Genomic DNA, 19975 nt, shown 5'->3' on the forward strand with positions numbered 1-19975 from the left:
ACGGCTGTGCAGAGGTGCGCTGAAGAATTTGGTATGGACCAATCGAGCTGTCAAGGACAGACGCAGAATTGGTCCATACCGGCGGACTAAAGCGGCAGGACCCCCACCGCCGAGGCCACCTGCACGGGCAACGCCGGAAGGGCGACCTCCGCCTCCCTCTGCCGGGGAAGCACCACAGGCAGAACGGACCGCGGCCCCGAAATCACCGTGTAGTCCTGCCCCAGGAACGGCGGCTCCACCACCCCCGGATCCTCACCCAGCGCCAACTGCACGGCTGCCCACGGCGCATTCACCCCACACAGTGAAAGCTGATGCAAGCCACCCGCCGGCCGCGTGTTGACATCCAGCAGCACCGGCCGGTCGCCGAGCAAGCGGAACTGGATGTTGGACAGGTGGTGCAGCCCGAAGCCCTCCGCGATCAGCCGGGCCGGCTCCAGCCATCGCTCGTCCAGAGTGAAGCCCCTCCGGCGGCCGTTCTTGGTGCGGCCCACCGCGAGCCGCAGCCGGTTGTCGGGCCCGGTCAGGCAGTCCACCGACACCTCGGGCTGCTCCAGGCGCGGCATCACCAGCCAGTCCACCGGCTGCCCGGACCGCCGCAGCGCCTCGACGACGAGGTCGAGCTGGACGTACGGGCTCGGGAACCCCTCCAGGTTGGACAGCGAGAACGGGGCGCGGGTGATCACCCGGAAGCCGACCCCGCCGGCACCGGCGGCCGGTTTGAAGCACGCCCTGTGCCCGGAGGCCTCCAACTCCTCGACAGCGGCGAGGAGTTCGTCCGCCGTACGCACCCGCCACCAGGGTGGCACGGGCACGCCCACCGAGTGAACCGCCTGGTACGCGGTCGCCTTGTCCTCGAACACGGCAACCGCCTCGGGCGTCGGCGCCAGCAGCGCCGTACCCGCGGCGGCGAACTCGGCGCGGTGCCGCACGATCGCCGCCTGGTGCAGCCGGGGCACGAACACGTCGATGCCGCGCCGGGCGCACTGGTCGAGCGCGTACTCGACGTAGGCGGCCGGGGACAGGCCCTCCGGCTCCAGGTCGGCGGTGTCGGCGGCGGCCAGGACGGGGGAGTCGGGGTCCCCGTGCGTGGCATGGATCTCCACCGCGCGATCGCTGGGATTTCTGCGCAGCTGATCCATGAAGAAAACGTTCTCCGCGTACGTGCGGTTGAGCCAGACGCGTACGCGAGAGAGCATGCAGGCCGCCTTTCACGGTGTGCGGGCAGGGCTCGGCGGCCCGTGCCCGGGCAGGAGGGAGGAAGGGACACCAAAGAACCCCTGCGAAAAGGGAGGTTGGGGGTGATGGTGTCGGGGCGATCATACGGCTTTCAAGAGCCCGCGCGTGCAACGCGGATGTTACGGATTTCCGGGGCTCGTCCAGTAGGCTCGCCGGGGTCCGTCCGGGTCGGCGTCGGCCGCCGCCGGGCCGTGCGACACAGGGGCCGGGGTGCCTCTTGTGGGGGTGTCCGGGAATGTGTTCTCGTGGTCCCGGCGGACGATGATCGAAAGGGGTGCGGGGTGGAGTCTGCGGCCGGGGCCGGGCAGCTGCTGGCCATCAGCGACCTGCACATCACCTATCCGGAGAACCGCGCACTGGTCGAGGACATGCGGCCCACGAGCGACGAGGACTGGCTGATCGTGGCCGGTGACATCGCCGAGACGGTGGCCGACATCCGCTGGACCCTGGAGAAGCTCGCGGGCCGATTCCGCAAGGTGCTGTGGGCCCCGGGTAACCACGAGCTGTGGACGCACCCGAAGGATCCGGTCACCCTGCGCGGCGTCGCCCGCTACGAGCACCTGGTCGGACTCTGCCGCGAGCTGGGCGTCGTCACCCCCGAGGACCCCTACCCGGTGTGGCACGGCCCCGGCGGCCCGGTCGTCGTCGCCCCGCTGTTCCTGCTGTACGACTACTCGTTCCTGCCGGCCGGCTGCGCCACCAAGGCCGAGGGCCTGGCCTACGCGCACAGCACCGGCGTGGTCTGCAACGACGAGTACCTGCTGCACCCCGATCCGTATCCGACCCGTGACGCCTGGTGCCGGGCGCGGGTGGCCGAGACCGAGCGCAGGCTCGCCGAGCTGCCCGCGGACCTGCCGGTCGTACCGGTCAACCACTATCCGCTGCACCGGCATCCCACCGAGGTGCTGTGGTATCCCGAGTTCGCCATGTGGTGCGGCACCCTGCTGACCGCCGACTGGCACCGCCGGTTCCGCGTGGCGACCATGGTCTACGGCCATCTGCACATACCGCGCACCACCTGGCACGACGGAGTCCGCTTCGAGGAGGTCTCCGTAGGCTATCCCCGTGAATGGCGCAAGCGCCCGGAGCCGCCGGGAACGCTGCGCCGCATCCTGCCGATGGAGGTCGAAGCCGGTGATCGAGGAGCTGCTCCCGGAGTCGGTCGTGGCCGTGGAGGCACACCGTGACGATCCGCTGTGGGACGCCCCGCTCCACCCCGACGAGGCAGCGCTCGTCGAGCGCGCGGTGACCAAGCGGCGCCGCGAGTTCGCCGCCGTACGCGGCTGCGCCCGGCGCGCCATGGAGAAGCTCGGCGTGTCCGCGCAGTCCGTCCTCAGCGGCGAGCGGGGCGCGCCGCGCTGGCCGGCCGGCCTGATCGGCAGCATGACCCACTGCGACGGCTACTGCGCCGCCGCGCTGGCCCCGGCCGGCGACCTGGCCTCCCTCGGCATCGACGCCGAACCGCACGGGCCGCTCCCGGACGGCGTCGGTGAATCCGTCTTCCTGCCCGCCGAGGCCGAGCGGCTCGCCCGGCTGCACGGGCAGCGGCCCGCCGTCCACTGGGACCGGATCCTGTTCAGCGCCAAGGAGTCCGTCTACAAGGCGTGGTTCCCCCTGACCCGCACCTGGCTGGACTTCTCCGAGGCCGACATCACCCTCGACCCGAGCCCCGGCGACGAGCCGCACGGCACCCTGCGTGCCGAACTCCTCGTCCCCGGGCCCCGGGTCGGCGGCCGCCGGCTCCAGGTCTTCGACGGCAGGTGGGTCGTACGCGACGGCGTGGTCGCCACCGCCGTGGTCGTCCCGCATTCCTGATCCCCCGGCAGCGGCTCGGACCACCCGGCCCGGTCAGGCCGGCGGGCACCAGTCGCGCAGCAGCCGGAAGAACTGCTCCTCGTTGCCCGTAAGGCCCGCGCGCGCCAGAGCCTGTTCCGCCTCGGCCAGCACGGCGGGCGGCACCAGGGCGGGCCGGCCGCCGCCGGGCGGCCCGTCGAAGGCGGCGCGCACGGTGTGCAACAGCCGCAGATAGGCCTGTACGGCGGTGCGCTCACGGTCGGTCAGTACGGCGGTGGGCATCGGTCGGCTCTCCCCGAGTAGGCGTCACGGTCGCGCGCCCTGCGGCGCGCCTCTCCAGCTTGCCGCCCACCACTGACAACGCCGTTCGGCCGAGTCCCGGTTCGCCCGCTCAGCCGAGGCCGAATCCTTTCGCCCCTGTGCCGCACGGCCCCAGGTCACCCCTGCGTCCTGGATCAGCCCTGTAGCCCCGGATACCCCAGGGACGCCTCGATGCGCCCGGCCACGTCATCGCGCTGCACCGGTCCGCGCAGGGCCGAACCGGCCAGCCAGGTCCGGCACTTGCTGGCCAGCAGCAGACCGAAGGTCTCGGCGTCCCGCTCCTCGGCGAGATCGAAACGGGTCCGGGCCGCGACCCGCTGCACCGTGGCCTGGAGCGCGTCCTGGTCGGTGTCGTCGTGCAGCAGGCGCGTGGCGACCCCGACGCCCTCGACGTGGTGTCCGCGGTGGTCGGCCTGCATGTGCCACAGCTCGTGGCCGAGGATCACCAACTGGTGGTCCGGCGCGGTGCGTTCCTCCACGACGACCAGGTCGCGGTCGGTCAGGTCCAGCCACAGGCCGCTCGCCGTGCCCGGCGGGAAGGGGGCCGCACGGAAGTGCACCGGACGGCCCCGGCGGCGGCTCATCGCCTCGCACAGCGCGCCGTACAGCTCCCGCGGTGGCGCCGGCGCGGACAGCGCAAGACCGCCCACCAGCTCGTTGCACAGCCGGCGCATGTCCCTGCCGATGCCCACTGTCCTCCCCCGGCTCACGACTCGGGCCGTTTGACGCTCTCCAGGAGCATGTCGAGCCACTCCGCGACCTTGTCCCGATGCTGGTCGGTGGGCAACTGTGCGGCACGCCAGGCTATTCCGCGCACCCCGTGGTCCTGCAGCAGCCGCTCCAGCGGATCCTCGTCGGTCCCGGCCGCGGCCCGCTCCCGGTCGGCGAGCTTCGTCAGCAGCTCCTGCTCGGTACGCTGCAGCGCGCCCGCCAGTGCCTCGGGGTCCTCCGCGGTCAGGAAGCCGGCGTGCACCCGGAAGAAACGCTGCAGCGCGTCGCAGTGCTCCATGGTCGGCCGCCGGTCGCCGTTGATGAGGGCGCCGGCCTGCTGCCGGGACATGCCCGCGCCGTCGGCGATCTCCTGCTGGGTGTACTTGCGGCCGTTGGGTTTCAGCCGAGTGCGCCGCAGCAGGCCGAGGCGCTGCAGAAAGCGCGCCTGCACGTCCGGTTCACCGGCGGGCCGGCCGGTGAGCAGGGCCTTGACCACCGGCTCCGGGACCCCGCAGGCCACGGAGAGCCGCCCGACGTCGAAGACCTCGGCGTGCGGCACGCCGAGCCGGTCGGCGAGCGCGGTGACGCGGGCGACGACGGCCGGCAGCTGGGCGGTCGCCGTGGCGCCCGGATCCTCGTAGCCATCCGTCACCGACAGAACTCCTACGTCTCTCGAGGGCTTCAGATGCGTCCGTGCTTCTCACGAGCGATCGCCGTGGACTTCCCGGAGAGTAGCGGGTGCGTCGAACTCACATCCAGGTGTCGCCACAACTGTGGCGAATTTCAGCCGTCAACGGGCGTGGAATGCCACGATAGTTGACACGGTCTTGTCGCGGGCCGCAGGATCGCAGGGCCGCGTGAAGGCCGCAGAGGCAAGAGGGGTGACCTCCCGATGGCACATCAGGCAGGAGGGCAGCGGCCGGCACCGCGGCCCGTCCCCGACACCTGCGAGACCCAGACGTACCTCCAGGACTACGCCGTACTGCTGGAGTCCCAAGTCTGCCCGTCCCTGGTCGTGGACCACCGCTGGGACGTCGTCATGGCCAACGGCGCGTTCGAGACACTTTTCCGGGGAATGCGCCGGCAGGCGACGGCCATGCCCGGGGACAACTTCCTGCGGTTCGTCCTGTTCCATCCGGACGCGGGCGACATCCTCGGCGAGCACGAGCAGGGCTGGTGCCTGCCGATGCTGGCCCACCTCAGGACCGCCCTGGAGACGTACGGCCACGACCACGAACTCCAGGCGATCCGCCGGGACATCGCCCAGGACCCGCTCATGGAGGCCGCCTACCGGCAGGGCCTGCCGCACTGGATCCATGCCGTCGGCGAGCGCGCGACCAGGCTCGACGGCGCCGTCCGGCTGCTGCTCCACCCCGACCCGCGGCGCGGCCCCACCGAGTGCCGCATCGTCGAGGAGACGCCGGAGGTCCTGCGGGACCTGGGGTACCGGCGCCTTTCGATGGTCCTGCGTGAGAACCGCCGGCCCGCCGCGCCCGTACGCCGTCCGCGCCGCTCGCGGGGCACGGCGGCCCATCTCACGGTCGTCCCGGCCCCCGAGAGCTGACCCGGCACCGCCGGCGTTCAGGTCGCCGGCGGCGCCGGGTCGAAGGGCGAGCGCCCCGCCACCCTTACGCAAACCACTTGATAATCGTGCGAAATTTTGCGTACCACGCACCATGAACCTGCGGCACCTCCGCCTCACCGTCAGCGCCAACGCGGGCCGGCCGGCCGGGCAGTTCAGTGAGGTGGAGGCCTACCTGGCGTCCTGAGCCAGGACCGCGCTCACAGATCCAGCACCAGACGGGCGCCCCGGCAGCGGGACACGCAGATCATCATCGTGTCACCGGCCGACCGTTCCTCCTCGGTGAGGACCGAGTCCCGGTGATCCGGGGCGCCCTCCAGCACATCGGTCTCACAGGTGCCGCACGTCCCCTCCGTGCAGGAGTAGAGCACCTCGACCCCGGCGGCGCGCACCGCGTCCAGCACCGACACCTCCGCCGGGACGGTGACGGTACGGCCGCTGCGGGCGAGGACGACCTCGAACTCCTCGTCGATGCCAGCCTGTTGCTCCTTCGGCTGGAAGCGCTCCAGCCGGAGCACTCCGGCCGGGCAGCGCTCCTCGACGGCGTCCAGCAGGGGCCCCGGACCGCAGCAGTACACCAGGGTGCCGTCGGGCAGGTCGTCCAGTACCGGGCCCAGGTCGAGCAGGCCGGTCTCGTCCTGCGGGGCGAGGGTGACCCGGTCGCCGTAGCGTGCCAGCTCTGCCGTGAACGCCATCGAGGAGCGGGTGCGCCCGCCGTAGAGCAACGTCCAGTCGGCGCCCGCCTGTTCCGCGGCCGCGAGCATCGGCAGGATCGGAGTGATGCCGATGCCGCCCGCGACGAACCGGTAACGGGGCGCGGGCTCGTGCCGGAAGTGGTTGCGCGGCCCGCGCACTCGTACCTTCCCACCCTCGCCCAGTCGCTCGTGCACATACACCGATCCACCCCGCCCGTCCGGTTCGCGCAGCACCGCGATCCGCCAGGCCGACCGGTCCGCCGGATCGCCGCACAGGGAGTACTGCCGCTCCAGCCCCGGCCCGAGCGACAGGTCCACATGGGCACCGGGTTCCCAGGAGGGCAGCTCATGGCCCAGCGGATCGCGCAGCGTCAGGATCAGCACCCCGTCGGCGGCCAACTCCCGGCCCGCGACGACGAGTTCGAGTTCGGTCACCGTACGGCCTCTTCGCTGTCGTGTCCTTCGGGATGCGCCAGCATCCACTCCCACATCTGCACCGGGTCGTCGGCGGTGTGCTGCGCGCCGCAGTGGCAGGTGCCGTGCAGCAGATCGGTGCCCGGCAGCCAGTCGATCCGGTAGACCTCGCCGGTGCCGGCGCTCACCGAACCCCCTCGACCGGCTTGTCGCCCTCCTCGACCAGCCGGGCCAGGATCCGGCGCGCGGCCAGGCCACCGGTGTCGATGTTGATGCTCAGTTCCTGGTAGCCGGTGCGTTCGGTGCCGAGAGTGCGCTGCAGCAGGTTGAGCGCGTCCACGTCCTGCATGACGACGGTGTGGTTGTTGGCCCGCAGGAACTCGGTGACCTCGGCGTCCTCGGTCGCCCAGTCCCGGGACACCGCCCAGAAGTCGTACACCTTGCCGTCGTCCGAGGGCGTTATGGCGTAGGTGATCTCGGTGTGGAAGCCGTGCGGGTCGCCGCCGTCCGGCTCCGGTACGACGCCCACCGGCGCGATCCGGCTGTGCAGCAGATACAGGCAGGGTGCGTGGTACTCGATGTCCTGCCAGCGGGTGATCCGGCCCTCGATGCCGGTCGAACGGGCGTAGAACGGCGGGCACTCGGCGTCGTCCATGTGCCGGCCGACCCGGACCACGCCCGCGCCCTCGTCCACCTCGGTGGTGATGGGTGTCTCGGCGACCTCCGGAGTGCCGATGTAGCCGCCGTGCAGATACGTCTCGTGCGACAGGTCGAGGAGGTTGTCGACGAGCAGGCCGTAGTCGGCGTCGATGGGCTCCATGCCGCGTACGGTGGTCCAGCCGGGGGAGTCCAGATGGCGGGCGCGCGGGATCGTCTGCGGGTCGGCGAGCGCCGGGTCGCCGATCCACACCCAGACCAGGGAGTCCTGCTCCACCACCGGGTAGGAGGCGACGCGCGCGGTGCGCGGGATGCGTTTCTGGCCCGGCACGTACACACAGGCGCCGGTGCGGTCGTAGGTGAAACCGTGATAACCGCAGACGATGCGGTCGCCGTCCAGGCCGCTCGCGGAGAGCGGGTAGCGGCGGTGGACGCACCGGTCGTGCAGGGCGACCGGGCTGCCGTCCTCCTCGGCGCGGTAGAAGACGAGCGGCTCCCCGAGGATCGTCCGGCCGAGCAACTCGCGCCCGACCTCCTCACTGTAGGCGGCGACATACCACTGATTCCTCGCGAAAGCGGTCATATGCGGCATGGTTGCGGCTCCCGTCCGTGGATGGTGGCCACATCGTCGGGAGGCCTCCGCCCTGCCGCAATGCCCGCTTCCGCCTCGCGGAAGAACCGTTCGGCCGAGAGGCGGTTTTCTCGGCAGGCTGTCCGATGCGGCGCTCGGAGACCTGTTGGCGCTCGGCAGACGCGGACGAGGAGGCCGGTCGGTCTCCGCCCGCCCGGCCGGCCGTCGGCGCACGCCCGGCGGCCGTCACGCCGGACCGCGCCGGTGCGGGACCGGGCAGGAGCCGCATCATCCCAGCCCCGGCCGTACCCCCGACTTTCACACGGGCGCCACCAGGCCCTTCCCTGACGTTTGTTGCTCTTGGAACACTCGCTCCGCGCACATTCCGTCATATGGGCGGTATCGCGAATGTCAGGACGAGAGGACCCGCAAACCCATGTCCGAAGTCAATCGGCGCCGATTCCTCCAACTCGCGGGCGCCACCACGGCGTTCACCGCGCTGTCCAGCAGCATCCAGCGCGCCGCCGCACTCCCCGCGTACCATCGCACCGGTACGGTCCGGGACGTCGAGCACATCGTCGTCCTCATGCAGGAGAACCGATCCTTCGACCACTATTTCGGCACGCTCCGAGGCGTCCGCGGCTTCGGCGACCCCCGCTCCGTGACGCAGAACGGCCGCTCGGTCTGGAAGCAGTCCGACGGCACCAAGGACATCCTGCCCTTCCACCCGGACGCCGACGACCTGGGCCTCGCGTTCATCCAGGATCTGCCGCACGGCTGGCAGGACACGCACGCCGCGTTCAACGGCGGCAAGTACGACAAGTGGGTGCCGGCCAAGGGCACCACGACCATGGCGCACCTGACCCGCGAGGACATACCGTTCCACTACGCGCTCGCGGACGCCTTCACCATCTGCGACGCCTACCACTGCTCGTTCATGGGCTCGACCGACCCGAACCGCTACTACATGTGGAGCGGTTACGTCGGCAACGACGGCCAGGGCGGCGGCCCGGTCCTCGGCAACGACGAGAAGGGCTACGGCTGGACGACGTACCCCGAGCGGCTGGAGAAGGCCGGGGTCTCCTGGAAGATCTACCAGGACGTCGGTGACGGCCTGGACGCCGCCGGCGGCTGGGGCTGGATCGACGACGCCTACCGCGGCAACTACGGCGACAACTCCCTGCTCTACTTCAACCAGTACCGCGACGCCAAGCCCGGCGACCCGCTGTACGACAAGGCCCGCACCGGCACCGACGCACGCAAGGGCGAGGGCTTCTTCGACCAGCTGAAGGCCGACGTCAAGGCTGGCAAGCTGCCGCAGGTCTCCTGGGTCGTCGCCCCCGAGGCCTTCACCGAGCACCCCAACTGGCCCGCCAACTACGGCGCCTGGTACGTCTCCCAGGTCCTGGACGCGCTCACCTCCAACCCCGACGTGTGGGGCAAGACCGCGCTGTTCATCACCTACGACGAGAACGACGGCTTCTTCGACCACGTCATCCCGCCGTACCCGCCCGCCTCCGGCGCCCAGGGCAAGTCGACCGTGGACGTCTCCCTCGACCTGTACAAGGGTGACGCGAGCCATGTCGCCGGCCCCTACGGGCTCGGCCAGCGTGTGCCGATGCTGGTCGTCTCCCCGTGGAGCAAGGGCGGTTACGTCTGCTCCGAGACCTTCGACCACACCTCGATCGTCCGGTTCATCGAGCGCCGCTTCGGTGTGCAGGAGCCGAACATCTCCCCCTGGCGCCGCGCCGTCGTGGGCGACCTGACCAGCGCCTTCGACTTCTCCCGCAAGGACACCAAGCCGGTCGCGCTGCCGTCCACGGCCGCCTATGAGCCGCCGGACCGGGGCCGCCACCCCGACTACGTGCCCAAGCCGCCCGCCCACCCGGCCCTGCCCAAGCAGGAGCACGGCAGCCGGCCCACCCGCCCGCTGAAGTACACCCCGGTGGTGGACGGTTCCGCCGACACCGCGGCCGGCACCTTCACGCTCACGTTCGCCTCGGGGGCGCACGCGGGCGCAGGCTTCCTGGTGACCTCCGGCAACCGCACCGACGGCCCCTGGACCTACACCACCGAGGCCGGCAAGTCCCTCTCCGACACCTGGAACTCGCTCTGGTCCGGCGGCGTGCACGACCTCGCCGTGCACGGCCCCAACGGCTTCCTGCGCGTCTTCAAGGGCAAGGGCAAGACCGCGGGACCGGAGGCGACCGCGCGGCACGTGGGCGACGACCTGGAACTCACCTTCACCAACAAGGGTTCCGGCACGGTGAAGCTGAAGGTCGCAAACGGTTACGGCGGCGCTCCGGCCACCGTGACCGTACGGCCCGGCGCGACCGTCAAGCACACCGTGGACCTCACGGCGAGCAAGCGCTGGTACGACGTGACGGTGACCAGCGAAGCCGACCCGGCCTTCCTGCGCGGCTTCGCCGGCCATGTCGAGAACGGTCACCCCGGCGTCAGCGACCCGGCGATCGCCTCGGAGTGAACGGGCGATGAACACCGCTCCGTGCGGACTGGTCAGGTACCAGTCACATCAAGGTAGTGTGCCCCGGTGACCACGCAATCGAACACTCCGGCAGGTTGGTACCCGGATCCGCACGGAGCGCCGCAGACGCTCCGCTACTGGGACGGCGCGCAGTGGACCCAGCACACCAACCCGGCGGGGCAGCCCGCCGGTCAGGTTCCGCAGCAGCAGGCCGCTCCCCAGCAGTACGGCGCCCCGCAGGCGCAGGCCGCCGACGCCAAGGTGCAGCGCCAGGTGCAGCAGCAGGCCGGGGTCGCGGCGAGCGGCCCCGGCGGCGGCACCCTCTTCACCGAGCCCGTCCTGGTCGTGAACCAGAAGGCCAAGCTGATCGAGGTGACCAACGAGTACAAGGTCATGGATCAGAACGGCCGGGACATCGGGTCGGTCACCGAGGTCGGGCAGGGCGTGCTGAAGAAGATCCTGCGCTTCGTCTCCAGCCTCGACCAGTTCATGACCCACAAGCTGGAGATCCGCGACGCCTACGGCCAGCCGCAGCTGCTGCTGACCCGGCCCGCGAAGTTCCTCAAGTCCCGGGTCGTCGTGACGCGCCCGGACGGCTCGCCCGTCGGTGAGATCGTCCAGCAGAACATGATCGGGAAGATCAACTTCGCGATGAACGCGAACGGCCAGCAGGTCGGCGCGATCAAGGCGGAGAACTGGCGGGCGTGGAACTTCGCGATCGTCGACCACGCGGACAACGAGGTCGCCCGGATCACCAAGACCTGGGAGGGCCTCGCCAAGACGCTCTTCACGACCGCGGACAACTACGTCCTGCAGATCCACTACCAGCTGCCCGAGCCGCTGCTGAGCCTCGTGGTGGCGACGGCCCTGACCGTCGACACCGCCCTCAAGCAGGACTCGCGGGGCTGGAACTGAACAGGCCCCGACGGGGGAGAACAAGACACGAAGAGCACGGCAACGGCGGCCGGTGCGCACGGAGTACGCGCGCACCGGCCGCCGCCGCGTGTCGTTGCGGGGTGTCCGGGGGACGTGGCCGCGCCGACACGTCTAGGCGGCGAACGCGTCGACGCCCGTCAGCTCCGCCGACAGCGCCCAGAGCCGAGCCGCCTGCTCCGGGTCGATCGCCCAGTCCTTGACACCGGCACGCTCCTCGCCCTCCGGCGCGGGCTCGGCGATGTCGCAGTCCTCCAGATAGACGCCACCGAGCCCGTCCAGCTGAGGCGAGGTCGCCGCCCACACCTGGGTGGCCGCACCCTGCTGCGGGGTCTTGAAGCCCTCGGGATCGAGCACGTTGCCGGCCTCGTCGATCCAGCCGCGCTCGATCATCTCCTCCTTGGGCAGATGCCGTTGGAGCGGGGTGATGATGCCGCCGGGGTGCAGGGCGAAGGCGCGGACGCCGGCGTCACGGCCGAGCTTGTCGAGCTGGACGGCGAAGAGGACGTTGGCGGTCTTGGCCTGGCCGTAGGCCTCCCACTTGTCGTAGCCCTGCCGCCAGTGGATGTCGTCCCAGCGGATGCCGGAGAGGTGGTGGCCGCGGGAGGAGACGGAGACGACGCGGGCACCGCCCGGCGCGATCGCGGGCCACAGACGGTTGACCAGGGCGAAGTGACCGAGGTGGTTGGTGGCGAACTGGGCCTCCCAGCCGGGCCCCACGCGGGTCTCGGGGCACGCCATGATCCCGGCGCTGTCGATCACGATGTCGATGGTCCGTCCCGAGGTGAGGAAGCGCTCGGCGAAGCCGCGCACGCTCTCCAGGTCGCCGAGGTCCAGCGCGTCCAGTTCGACGCCGGGGATGTCGGCCACGGCCTGCTCGGCGGTGGCCGGGCGGCGGGCGGGCACGACCACGTGGGCGCCGGCCTTCACCAGCGAGCGGGTGGTCTCCAGGCCGATGCCCGAGTAACCGCCGGTGACGAGGGCGAGCTTTCCGGTCAGGTCGATGCCCCGCAGGACGTCGTCGGCGGTGCTGGTGGCGCCGAAACCCGAGCCGATCTTGTGCTGTGCAGTACTCATGTCCGGAACGCTACGAATTCGAGTGCTCTCCAAGTCAAGCGACCCAGCGGTGTGTCCGGGCAGCCGCACTCATGTCCCGAACCGGCCGGCGAGGCTCTTGCCGGCTCAGAGTGCCGTGAGATGTCCGGGCTGTTCCGGCTGTCGTGGCACCAGGGCCGGTTCCGCGGTCGCCGTGTCCGGCTCCAGGGCCAGTACCGCGGCCACGGGGTGGTCGTCGTCCTCGGGCACCGGCTCCGGGGTGACCCGGGTGAGCAGGACCACGCCCCAGGAGGCCAGGCCTGCTCCGGCGAGGGCCAGCAGGACGCCGGCGGGGCCGCCTCGCAGGCCCTGGCCGAGCAGGGTGAGGCCGATGACCGCGGCGGCCACCGGGTTGGCGAGGGTGACCACGGCCAGCGGCGCGCCGAGGCCGCCCCGGTAGGCGGTCTGCGAGAGCAGCAGCCCGCCGACGGCGAACGCGGCGACGAGCACGGCGACCATGACGACCTCGGTGCTCAGCACCGGGCCCGTGCGGTCCGTGGCCGCCACGGTCACCGTCTGGGTCAGCGCCGAGGCGACACCGGAGGCGAAACCGGACGCCGTCGCGTGCCTGAGACCGGCCCGGGCGCCGGGCCGGGACAGCATGCCGATCGTGGCGGCGGTGGCACCCGCGACCGCCAGCGCCTCGGTCAGCGACAGCACCCGCGCGGGCGCCGGACCGGAGGCGGTGACGAGCAGGGCGGCGAGCCCGAGCAGCGTCAGCGCCGTACCGCGCCATTCCACCGCGCTGACCCGGCGCCCGGCCGCCCGCGCGCCGAGCGGTACGGCCGCGACCAGGGTGAGCGCGCCCAGCGGCTGGACCAGGGTGAGCGGGCCGTACTTGAGGGCGACGACGTGCAGCAGGGCGGCGGCCGCGTTCAGGCCGACCGCCGACCACCAGGCGCCGGTGCCGAGCAGCCGCAGCAGACCGGTACCGGCGCTGCGGGAGGCGAGGCGTTCCTGGGCGACGGCGGCCAGCGCGTAGGCGACGGCCGAGACGAGGGAGAGGGCGACGGCGATCAGGGCGGCGGCGCTCATCGGCCCGCTCCCGCCAGGACGGGCTCGCGCGCCGCGAGCCGGCCGGCCCCGCGTCCCGCCGTGCCGGCCGTCCGGTGCGGCGGGTGGATCACGGCGAGGGCGATGCCGAGCATGGCCGTCGCGACGATCGCGTCGAGCCAGTAGTGGTTCGCCGTGCCCACGATCACCAGCAGCGTGATCAGCGGGTGCAGCAGCCACAGCCGGCGCCACCGGGACCGGGTGGCCGCGATCAGGCCGATCGCCACCATCAGCGCCCAGCCGAAGTGCAGCGACGGCATCGCGGCGAACTGGTTGGACAGATGGTCGCTGGACGGCGGGCCGTACACGGACGGGCCGTAGAGGCGGGCGGTGTCCACCAGGCCGTCGCCGGTCAGCATCCGCGGCGGGGCCAGCGGGAACGTGAACGGCAGCACCAGCGCGGCCGTGGTGACGACCGCGAGGACGCGGCGGGCCCATATGTAGTGCGCGGGCCGCCGGAGATACAGCCAGACCAGGAAGGCCAGCGTCGCCGGGAAGTGGACGGTGGCGTAGTAGGCGTTCGCGAGGTGGACGAGGGTGTCGCCGCGCAGCAGTGCGGACTGTACGGCGTTCTCGTGGGGGAGATGCAGCGCCCGCTCCAGGTCCCATACGCGGTGGGCGTTGTGGAGGGCGTTCGCGGTGTGTCCGGTGGCCAGTCGCCGGCCGAGCTTGTAGACGAGGAAGAGTCCCGCGACGAGCAGGAACTCGCGCAACAGCGGCGGCCGGGCTATCGCGTCCGGCGGCTCCGCTTCTGCCTCTGCAGGCTCGGTTCGGGCATTCATCCCCCGGCCCCTTCGCTGACGGTGGTGCGTGTGGTGGTGCGGACGAGCTCCCGCCTCCAGGGCCGGAGCTCATCGATACGTCATCGTACCGATACGTCAGTGTACCGATACGGCCGAGTACCGGTACACTTGCGTATCGGTTGATGTGCGACACACTGGAGACACCGTCGGGAGCCCGGCTCAAGCCGTGCTTCCGCGGGCCGTGCAGGAATGACCTCAGGTCACGAGTGAGGGGAAACACCGCATGACGTCGCAGGCCGCGGACGGACCGGAGACGGTCGCCGCCTCGCGCCGCTCCAAGATCACGCCCGAGCGTGAGCGGGAGTTCTTCGACGCCGTGCTGGAGCAGATCCGCGAATGCGGTTACGAGTCCGTCACCATGGAGGGCGTCGCCGCCAGCACCCGGTGCAGCAAGTCCACGCTCTACCGGCAGTGGAAGACCAAGCCGCAGTTCGTCGCGGCCGCGCTGCGCGCCAGCCGCCGGGTGCGGTTCGCCGGCATCGACACCGGCTCGCTCGCCGAGGACCTGCGCCAGGCGGCACGGGCCGCGGGGGACTGGTCCGGCAAGGACACCAGGCTGCTGCAGGCGCTCGGGCCCGCGGTGACGGCGGACCACGAGCTGGCCCAGTCGCTGCGCGAGGCGCTGGTGTACCCGGAGATCGCCGCGCTGCAGGAGATGCTCGCCCGGGGCGTGGCCCGGGGCGAGGTCCGGGAGGACCATCCGGCGCTGGAGTACATCCCCGCCATGATGTTCGGCGTGCTGCGCATCCGGCCGGTGCTCTGCGGCCAGTACGCCGACGGCGACTATCTCGCCCGGTTCGTGGAGGCCACCGTGCTGCCCGCGCTCGGGCTGACCTGAGACCCAGGCCGCCGTTCACGGGATGACTGAACGGTGACCTGTCCGCGCCGCACCGTGGGGACGGGGGCGGCGCGCACCCCCCGGCCGGGTGGGGCTCCTCTTGAGCGGAGGGGAGCCCCACCCGGCCGCAGTCATGTCCCGTCGGCCGCGGACCGGATCACGGCCCTGCAGCCGCGGATCAGACGTCCTGGCCGTTCCCGCCGCCGGACGAGACCTTGATCCCCTTGAGGATCTCGTCGATGACCGACGTCTTCTGTCCGACGTCGATGCCGAAGCGCACCACCACGATCTGCTTGGCGTCGTCGGGCGAGGGGAAGGCGACCGACTCGACATAGCCGTCGGCGCCCTTGCTGGTGACCGCCTTCCAGCGCACCATGTACCCCTTCTGTCCGGCCACTGTCACCGCGCCGGAGCCCAGCACCTGGTGCGAGGTGATGCTGCCGTAGGTGGTGCCGCCGTAGGACTGCTTGGCGTTGGCCGCGATGTCCGCCTCGGCGACCTTCTCCGCCGTGTCGCCCTTGATGCCCAGCGCCTGGGCCGGAGCCGAGTAGGCGCCGCCCGGGGTGCAGGTCTGGGTGGAGTTGCCGGGGCACTTGTAGGAGTCGTCGGAGGTCACCTCCGCGCCGACGCTGATCGTCTGTCCGGTCCAGCCGTCGGGCACCGGCAGGCTGATGCCGTTGACCGGGTCCGGCACCGTGCCGCCGCCCTTGATCTTGGGTGCCTCGGACTGGTTCGGCGAGGGTGAGGCGCCGCCGGACCCGCCCGGACCGCCGAAGCCGCCCGAGCCTCCGGACCCGCCCGAGCCTCCGGTGCCGCCCTGACCGCCGAAGCCGCCGCCGGGCCCGCCCTGACCACCGTCCTGTCCGCCCGCCGCACCCTGGCTGGACCCGGCCCGGTCGGCGCTGCCGCCGCCGGGGGCCTTGGCGAGGGCCCACACGCCGACCCCGATGCTCGCCAGAACCGCGGTCGCCGCCGCGACGGCTATACCCGTGCGCACACCGCGCCGGGGCTGCCCGGCCGGAGGCGGGGCGGGGTAACCCGGATACGCCGGATACCCGGGATGCGCGCCATAGGCGGGGGGAGCCGCGGGAGCGGCCGGCTGCGGGCCGCCGGCCGGCGGCGCCTGCGTCGGGGGACCCCACGTGGCGGCCGTCCCGGCGGGGCGGGTCTGGTCCGTCCAGGCCTTGCCGTCCCACCAGCGCTCGGTGGGCGGACCGTCGTTCGTCTGCCCGGGGTCGGGGTACCACCCGGGGGGAGTCACCTGCGTCATGACCCCACCGTATGAGGCGACAGTGAAAGTGTGATGAGAGGATCCGCCGCCAATCGACCGGACCGGACATTTCACCGCCGAGATTTTTTCCCTGCCCCGTTCCGACTCCCGGTCACAGCCGTCCTACGACTCCGGTTCCGACCCTCCACCCGCTGGGATGCCGGGCGCCCGTGGCGCGCGGATCCGCAGCCGCCAGGCCGTGGACGGTCACAAAGCCGAGGGCCGCGAAGGCATAGGCCTGCTTCGCGTCCGTGCACAGCCCCAGTTCGTCCGAGGCGCGCAGCCGCACCGGCACGAGTCGTTCCCGGAGCATCCCCGCCGGCACCGGATCGCGCAGGCCCCCTCCGGACGCGATCACCTCGGCGGCGCCGACGGACCGCACCGCGTGCGCGACCGGCCGAGCCGTCAGCAGGGTGAGCGTCGCCGGCGCGTCCTCGGGACGGACTCCGTCGAACGGCCCGGCCGACCGCAGATACCCGGCGTGGAACAGCTCCTTGCCGATCGTCTTCGGCGGCGGCAGCGCGTCGTACAGCTCCGCGAGCAGCCGTTCCAGCAGCCGCAGCCAGGTCGCCCGCTTCCGGCCAGGCGCGGCGTCCGCGTCGTACGCCGCACGCCCGCCACCGACCTCCCGGACCGCCGCGTCCAGCAGCATGGTTGACGCTCCGTCCGCTGCTGACCGGCGGTTCGGGCCGGGTGCGCGTCGCCTGCCCGTACCCACTTTCACCCGGCGGGGCAACTGCTGCCCCGAGCGGCCACCACACATCCCACCGGACGGCTACGCTCAGGGTCTGTACGTCATTCGGGCGACCTGGGGAGGTAAGGGGATGACGGAGGGACGGCCGCCGGCGGCCGCCTCGGCTTCCCTGTGGGAGCGGGACGCGGAGATCGCCACCGTCGCACAGGCACTCGACCTCCTGTGCGCCGACCAGTCGTCCACGGGGAGTCTGCTGGTCTTCCGCGGCGAGGCGGGATTCGGCAAGACCGCGCTGCTGGCCGAGGCACGCCGCATCGCCGAACGCCGAGGCTGCACCGTGTGGTCCGCGCGCGGCGCGGAGACCCTGAAGTCCGTCCCGTTCAACGTGGTACGGCAGTTGCTCCAGCCCGGCCTGCTGTCGTTACTGCCCGAGGAGGCCCGCGAGTACCTCGGCGACTGGTACGACATCGCCGGACCCGCCCTCGGCATAGCCGACCCGCAGGACGGCACCGCCGACCCGCAGTACGTGTGCGACGGACTCGTCGCCGCGGTGCGCCGGCTCGCCCGCCGCGAGTGGCCGCTCGTGCTGCTGATCGACGACGCGCACTGGGCCGACCAGGAGACGCTGCGCTGGCTCGCCGCGTTCGCCGAGCGTCTGGACGACCTCTCCGTGCTCGTCGTGGTCGCCCGCCGCCCCGGCGAGGTCAGCGGCGACAGCGCCCGCCACCTCGACGCGGTGGCCGCCGCCGCGGGCCGCCCCGTCAGCAACCTCAGCGCCCTCACGCCCGACGCAGCGGCGGGGCTCACCCGTGCCGCCCTCGGCCGCCACGCGGACGACGCGTTCTGCCGCGAGGTCTGGGCCGTCACCGCGGGCAACCCCTACGAGACCACCGAACTCCTCGCCAAGGTGCAGGACAGCGAACTGCAGCCGGTCGAGGCCCGGGCCGGCGAACTGCGCGCCCTCAACCGCGCCGCCCGCGGCGGCGGACTGGTCGACCGGCTCAAGGGACTCGGCCTGGAAGCCACCCAGTTCGCCTGGGCGGCCGGCATCCTCGGCACCGGCATCACCGTCGGCATGGTCGCCCGCCTCGCCACCATGGACGAGACCGTCGCCCGGCACTGCGCCGAACTGCTCTGCTCCGCCCGCATCCTCACCGAACGCGACCCCGTGGCCGGCACCGAACGCGAGGAGGGCGAGCTGGAGTTCGTCCATCCGCTCATCGCCAGCGCCGTCTACAACTCCATCCCGTCCGGGGTGTGCACCGCCATGCACGGCGTCGCCGCCCAGATCATCACCGAGCTGGGCCGCGGTGCCGCCCAGGCCGCCCGGCACCTGCTGAAGGTGCACCCGGACGGCGACGAGGAACTCGTCGAGCAACTGCGCCAGGCCGCCCGCGAACACCTCGCCGTCGGCGCGCCGGACGCGGCCCGCACCTGCCTGGAACGCGCCCTGCAGGAGCCGCCGCTCCCCGAGGCCCACGCCCACGTCCTGTACGAACTGGGCTGCGCCACCCTGCTCACCGCGCCCGCCGTCACCGTCGAGCACCTCCAGAACGCCCTCGGCATGCCCGGCCTCGACGGCGAACGGCGGGTCGACGCGGTGGTCCGGCTCTCCCAGGCCCTGATCCACAACGACCAGCTGGAGGAGGCCGTCCGCACCGTCGAGGCCGAGGCCGCCCGGCACGAACCCGGCCCCGTGAAGCTGCGGCTGCAGGCCGTGCAGTTCATGTGGGAGGGCATCCACGGCGAGACGGTCTCCCCGGCCCGCTCCCGGCGCCTCGCCTCACTCGCGAGCACCTGCACCGGCCGCGACAACGCCGAACGCGCCCTGCTCGTCCTGCGCGGCTTCGACGCCATGACGCACGGCGAGAGCGCCGACGAGGTGCTCGAACTGTGCGACCGCGCCCTCGTCAACGGCCGCCTCGCCCCGGGCCTCGGCTGGACCGACCCCGAGTGGGGCATCGAGCTGCTGATGATGCTGGGCAGCGCGTACGCCTACACCGACCGGCTCGACCGCGCCGAGAGCCTCTTCGCCGAGGCACTGCGCGTCTACACCGGTGCCGGCTGGCGCGGCGGCCACCTCTCCCTCGCCAACGCCTTCCTCGGGCTCGCCTACCGCAGGCAGGGCCGGCTGCGCGACGCCGAGTCCACCCTGCGCGAGGCCCTGCTCCTCGCCGAACGCGTCGGCCGCCGGCTGCCGCTGTACTGGTCGGCGACCTGTGGTCTGGTCGACACCCTGCTGGCCCGCGGCCGGGTCGACGAGGCCTGGTCGATCGCCGAGCAGTACGGCTTCGCGCCGCCCTACCCCTCCACGATCGTGCTGCCCGACATCCGCTGCGTACGCGGCCGGCTGCTGCTCGCCGTCGGCCGCACCGAGGAGGGCGTCCACGAGCTGGAGGCGGCCGAGAAGATCGCCGCCTCGCGCGGTGGCCACAACCCGGTCCTCTCGCCCTGGTCCATCGAGCTCGCCAAGGCCCTCGCCGAACAGCACCCGGACCGTGCCGCGCAGCTCGCCGCCGACGCCGGCCGGCAGGCCGAACGCTTCGGCACGGACACCGCCATCGGCGAGGCCCTGCGCTGCGCCGCCGCCCTGGAGACCGGCGGGCGCGCGGTCCAGCTCGCCGCCCAGGCCGTCACCTACCTGGAGGCCTCACCCTGCCAGTACGAACACGCGGCGGCGCGCGTCGAGTACGGCATCGCCGCCCGCTCCGTCGCGGAACTGGGCCGGGGTCTGGACCTCGCCCGGGCCTGCGGCGCGGAGGGGCTGGTGGCCCAGGCGAGGGAGGTGCTGGAGACGGGACGGGGGCTGCGTTAGCGCCCCTC

Annotated in this window: 19 protein-coding genes; 7 read left to right on the forward strand and 12 right to left on the reverse strand. The window is 72.1% G+C overall.

Going from position 1 to position 19975, the window contains the following annotated elements:
- Window positions 1–86: 86 nt before the first annotated feature.
- Window positions 87–1196: an ATP-grasp domain-containing protein gene (locus tag AB0M27_RS07545; protein WP_365718948.1), complete on the reverse strand. Its 1110-nt coding sequence runs from the start codon at window positions 1194–1196 to the stop codon at window positions 87–89.
- A gap of 321 nt (window positions 1197–1517) precedes the next feature.
- Between AB0M27_RS07545 and AB0M27_RS07550 the strand changes: the two genes are divergently transcribed.
- Window positions 1518–2423, forward strand: coding sequence for a metallophosphoesterase (locus tag AB0M27_RS07550; protein WP_365718950.1), 906 nt, complete (start codon window positions 1518–1520; stop codon window positions 2421–2423).
- Window positions 2371–3051 carry a 4'-phosphopantetheinyl transferase superfamily protein gene (locus AB0M27_RS07555; RefSeq protein WP_365718952.1) on the forward strand — a complete coding sequence of 227 codons (681 nt, stop codon included), beginning with the start codon at window positions 2371–2373 and terminating at the stop codon, window positions 3049–3051. The genes AB0M27_RS07550 and AB0M27_RS07555 overlap by 53 nt, the downstream gene beginning before the upstream one ends.
- A 33-nt stretch (window positions 3052–3084) precedes the next feature.
- On the opposite strand, the gene AB0M27_RS07560 is transcribed toward AB0M27_RS07555, so the two are convergent.
- The 3 genes from AB0M27_RS07560 to AB0M27_RS07570 all read right to left on the reverse strand — a co-directional run bounded on the left by AB0M27_RS07560 (window position 3085) and on the right by AB0M27_RS07570 (window position 4714).
- On the reverse strand, window positions 3085–3312 hold the full coding sequence (locus AB0M27_RS07560; protein WP_365718954.1) for a hypothetical protein: 228 nt from the start codon (window positions 3310–3312) through the stop codon (window positions 3085–3087).
- Between the two features lie 173 nt (window positions 3313–3485).
- Entirely contained in the window at window positions 3486–4043 is a 558-nt protein-coding gene (locus tag AB0M27_RS07565) for a toxin-antitoxin system, toxin component (protein ID WP_365718956.1), read from the reverse strand.
- Window positions 4044–4057: 14 nt separating this feature from the next.
- Window positions 4058–4714, reverse strand: coding sequence for a helix-turn-helix transcriptional regulator (locus tag AB0M27_RS07570; protein ID WP_365718958.1), 657 nt, complete (start codon window positions 4712–4714; stop codon window positions 4058–4060).
- A 240-nt stretch (window positions 4715–4954) separates the two neighbouring features.
- Here AB0M27_RS07570 and AB0M27_RS07575 point away from each other — a divergent pair, with 240 nt between their 5' ends.
- A complete protein-coding gene (locus AB0M27_RS07575; RefSeq protein WP_365718960.1) occupies window positions 4955–5626 on the forward strand; it encodes a hypothetical protein in 672 nt (223 codons plus the stop codon).
- A 218-nt stretch (window positions 5627–5844) separates the two neighbouring features.
- On the opposite strand, the gene AB0M27_RS07580 is transcribed toward AB0M27_RS07575, so the two are convergent.
- The 3 genes from AB0M27_RS07580 to AB0M27_RS07590 are packed head-to-tail and all read right to left on the reverse strand — an operon-like array spanning window position 5845 to window position 8002.
- Window positions 5845–6774, reverse strand: a complete 930-nt coding sequence (locus AB0M27_RS07580; RefSeq protein WP_365718962.1) for a PDR/VanB family oxidoreductase — start codon at window positions 6772–6774, stop codon at window positions 5845–5847.
- Complete coding sequence (locus AB0M27_RS07585) at window positions 6771–6941, reverse strand: hypothetical protein (protein WP_365718964.1); 171 nt, start codon at window positions 6939–6941, stop codon at window positions 6771–6773. The genes AB0M27_RS07580 and AB0M27_RS07585 overlap by 4 nt, the downstream gene beginning before the upstream one ends.
- Complete coding sequence (locus tag AB0M27_RS07590) at window positions 6938–8002, reverse strand: aromatic ring-hydroxylating dioxygenase subunit alpha (RefSeq protein WP_365718966.1); 1065 nt, start codon at window positions 8000–8002, stop codon at window positions 6938–6940. The genes AB0M27_RS07585 and AB0M27_RS07590 overlap by 4 nt, the downstream gene beginning before the upstream one ends.
- 415 nt (window positions 8003–8417) lie before the next feature.
- On the opposite strand from AB0M27_RS07590, the gene AB0M27_RS07595 reads away from it, so the two are divergent.
- Together AB0M27_RS07595 and AB0M27_RS07600 are read left to right on the forward strand one after the other, a co-directional pair.
- On the forward strand, window positions 8418–10466 hold the full coding sequence (locus AB0M27_RS07595) for a phosphocholine-specific phospholipase C (RefSeq protein ID WP_365718968.1): 2049 nt from the start codon (window positions 8418–8420) through the stop codon (window positions 10464–10466).
- A 66-nt stretch (window positions 10467–10532) separates the two neighbouring features.
- The gene (locus tag AB0M27_RS07600) at window positions 10533–11381 is read left to right on the forward strand and encodes a phospholipid scramblase-related protein (RefSeq protein ID WP_365718970.1); all 849 of its coding nucleotides are present in this window, start codon (window positions 10533–10535) and stop codon (window positions 11379–11381) included.
- A 132-nt stretch (window positions 11382–11513) separates the two neighbouring features.
- On the opposite strand, the gene AB0M27_RS07605 is transcribed toward AB0M27_RS07600, so the two are convergent.
- From AB0M27_RS07605 to AB0M27_RS07615, 3 genes are all read right to left on the reverse strand, one after another.
- Window positions 11514–12476, reverse strand: a complete 963-nt coding sequence (locus AB0M27_RS07605; protein ID WP_365718973.1) for an SDR family NAD(P)-dependent oxidoreductase — start codon at window positions 12474–12476, stop codon at window positions 11514–11516.
- 105 nt (window positions 12477–12581) lie between these two features.
- Window positions 12582–13529 carry a hypothetical protein gene (locus AB0M27_RS07610; protein WP_365718980.1) on the reverse strand — a complete coding sequence of 316 codons (948 nt, stop codon included), beginning with the start codon at window positions 13527–13529 and terminating at the stop codon, window positions 12582–12584.
- Window positions 13526–14329, reverse strand: coding sequence for a phosphatase PAP2 family protein (locus tag AB0M27_RS07615; protein WP_365718982.1), 804 nt, complete (start codon window positions 14327–14329; stop codon window positions 13526–13528). Before AB0M27_RS07615 ends, AB0M27_RS07610 begins: the two co-directional genes overlap by 4 nt.
- 244 nt (window positions 14330–14573) lie before the next feature.
- On the opposite strand from AB0M27_RS07615, the gene AB0M27_RS07620 reads away from it, so the two are divergent.
- Window positions 14574–15188: a TetR/AcrR family transcriptional regulator C-terminal ligand-binding domain-containing protein gene (locus tag AB0M27_RS07620; RefSeq protein WP_365718984.1), complete on the forward strand. Its 615-nt coding sequence runs from the start codon at window positions 14574–14576 to the stop codon at window positions 15186–15188.
- A 178-nt stretch (window positions 15189–15366) separates the two neighbouring features.
- Here the strand turns inward: AB0M27_RS07620 and AB0M27_RS07625 are convergent, their stop codons facing one another.
- Together AB0M27_RS07625 and AB0M27_RS07630 are read right to left on the reverse strand one after the other, a co-directional pair.
- Window positions 15367–16458 carry a DUF2510 domain-containing protein gene (locus AB0M27_RS07625; RefSeq protein ID WP_365718987.1) on the reverse strand — a complete coding sequence of 364 codons (1092 nt, stop codon included), beginning with the start codon at window positions 16456–16458 and terminating at the stop codon, window positions 15367–15369.
- 112 nt (window positions 16459–16570) lie between these two features.
- Window positions 16571–17110, reverse strand: coding sequence for an anhydro-N-acetylmuramic acid kinase (locus AB0M27_RS07630; protein ID WP_365718989.1), 540 nt, complete (start codon window positions 17108–17110; stop codon window positions 16571–16573).
- Window positions 17111–17282: 172 nt separating this feature from the next.
- On the opposite strand from AB0M27_RS07630, the gene AB0M27_RS07635 reads away from it, so the two are divergent.
- Window positions 17283–19967, forward strand: coding sequence for an AAA family ATPase (locus AB0M27_RS07635; RefSeq protein WP_365718991.1), 2685 nt, complete (start codon window positions 17283–17285; stop codon window positions 19965–19967).
- Window positions 19968–19975 lie beyond the last annotated feature (8 nt).

Origin of the sequence: Streptomyces sp. NPDC052107 (genome assembly GCF_040680215.1) — a bacterium.
GTDB lineage: Bacteria > Actinomycetota > Actinomycetes > Streptomycetales > Streptomycetaceae > Streptomyces.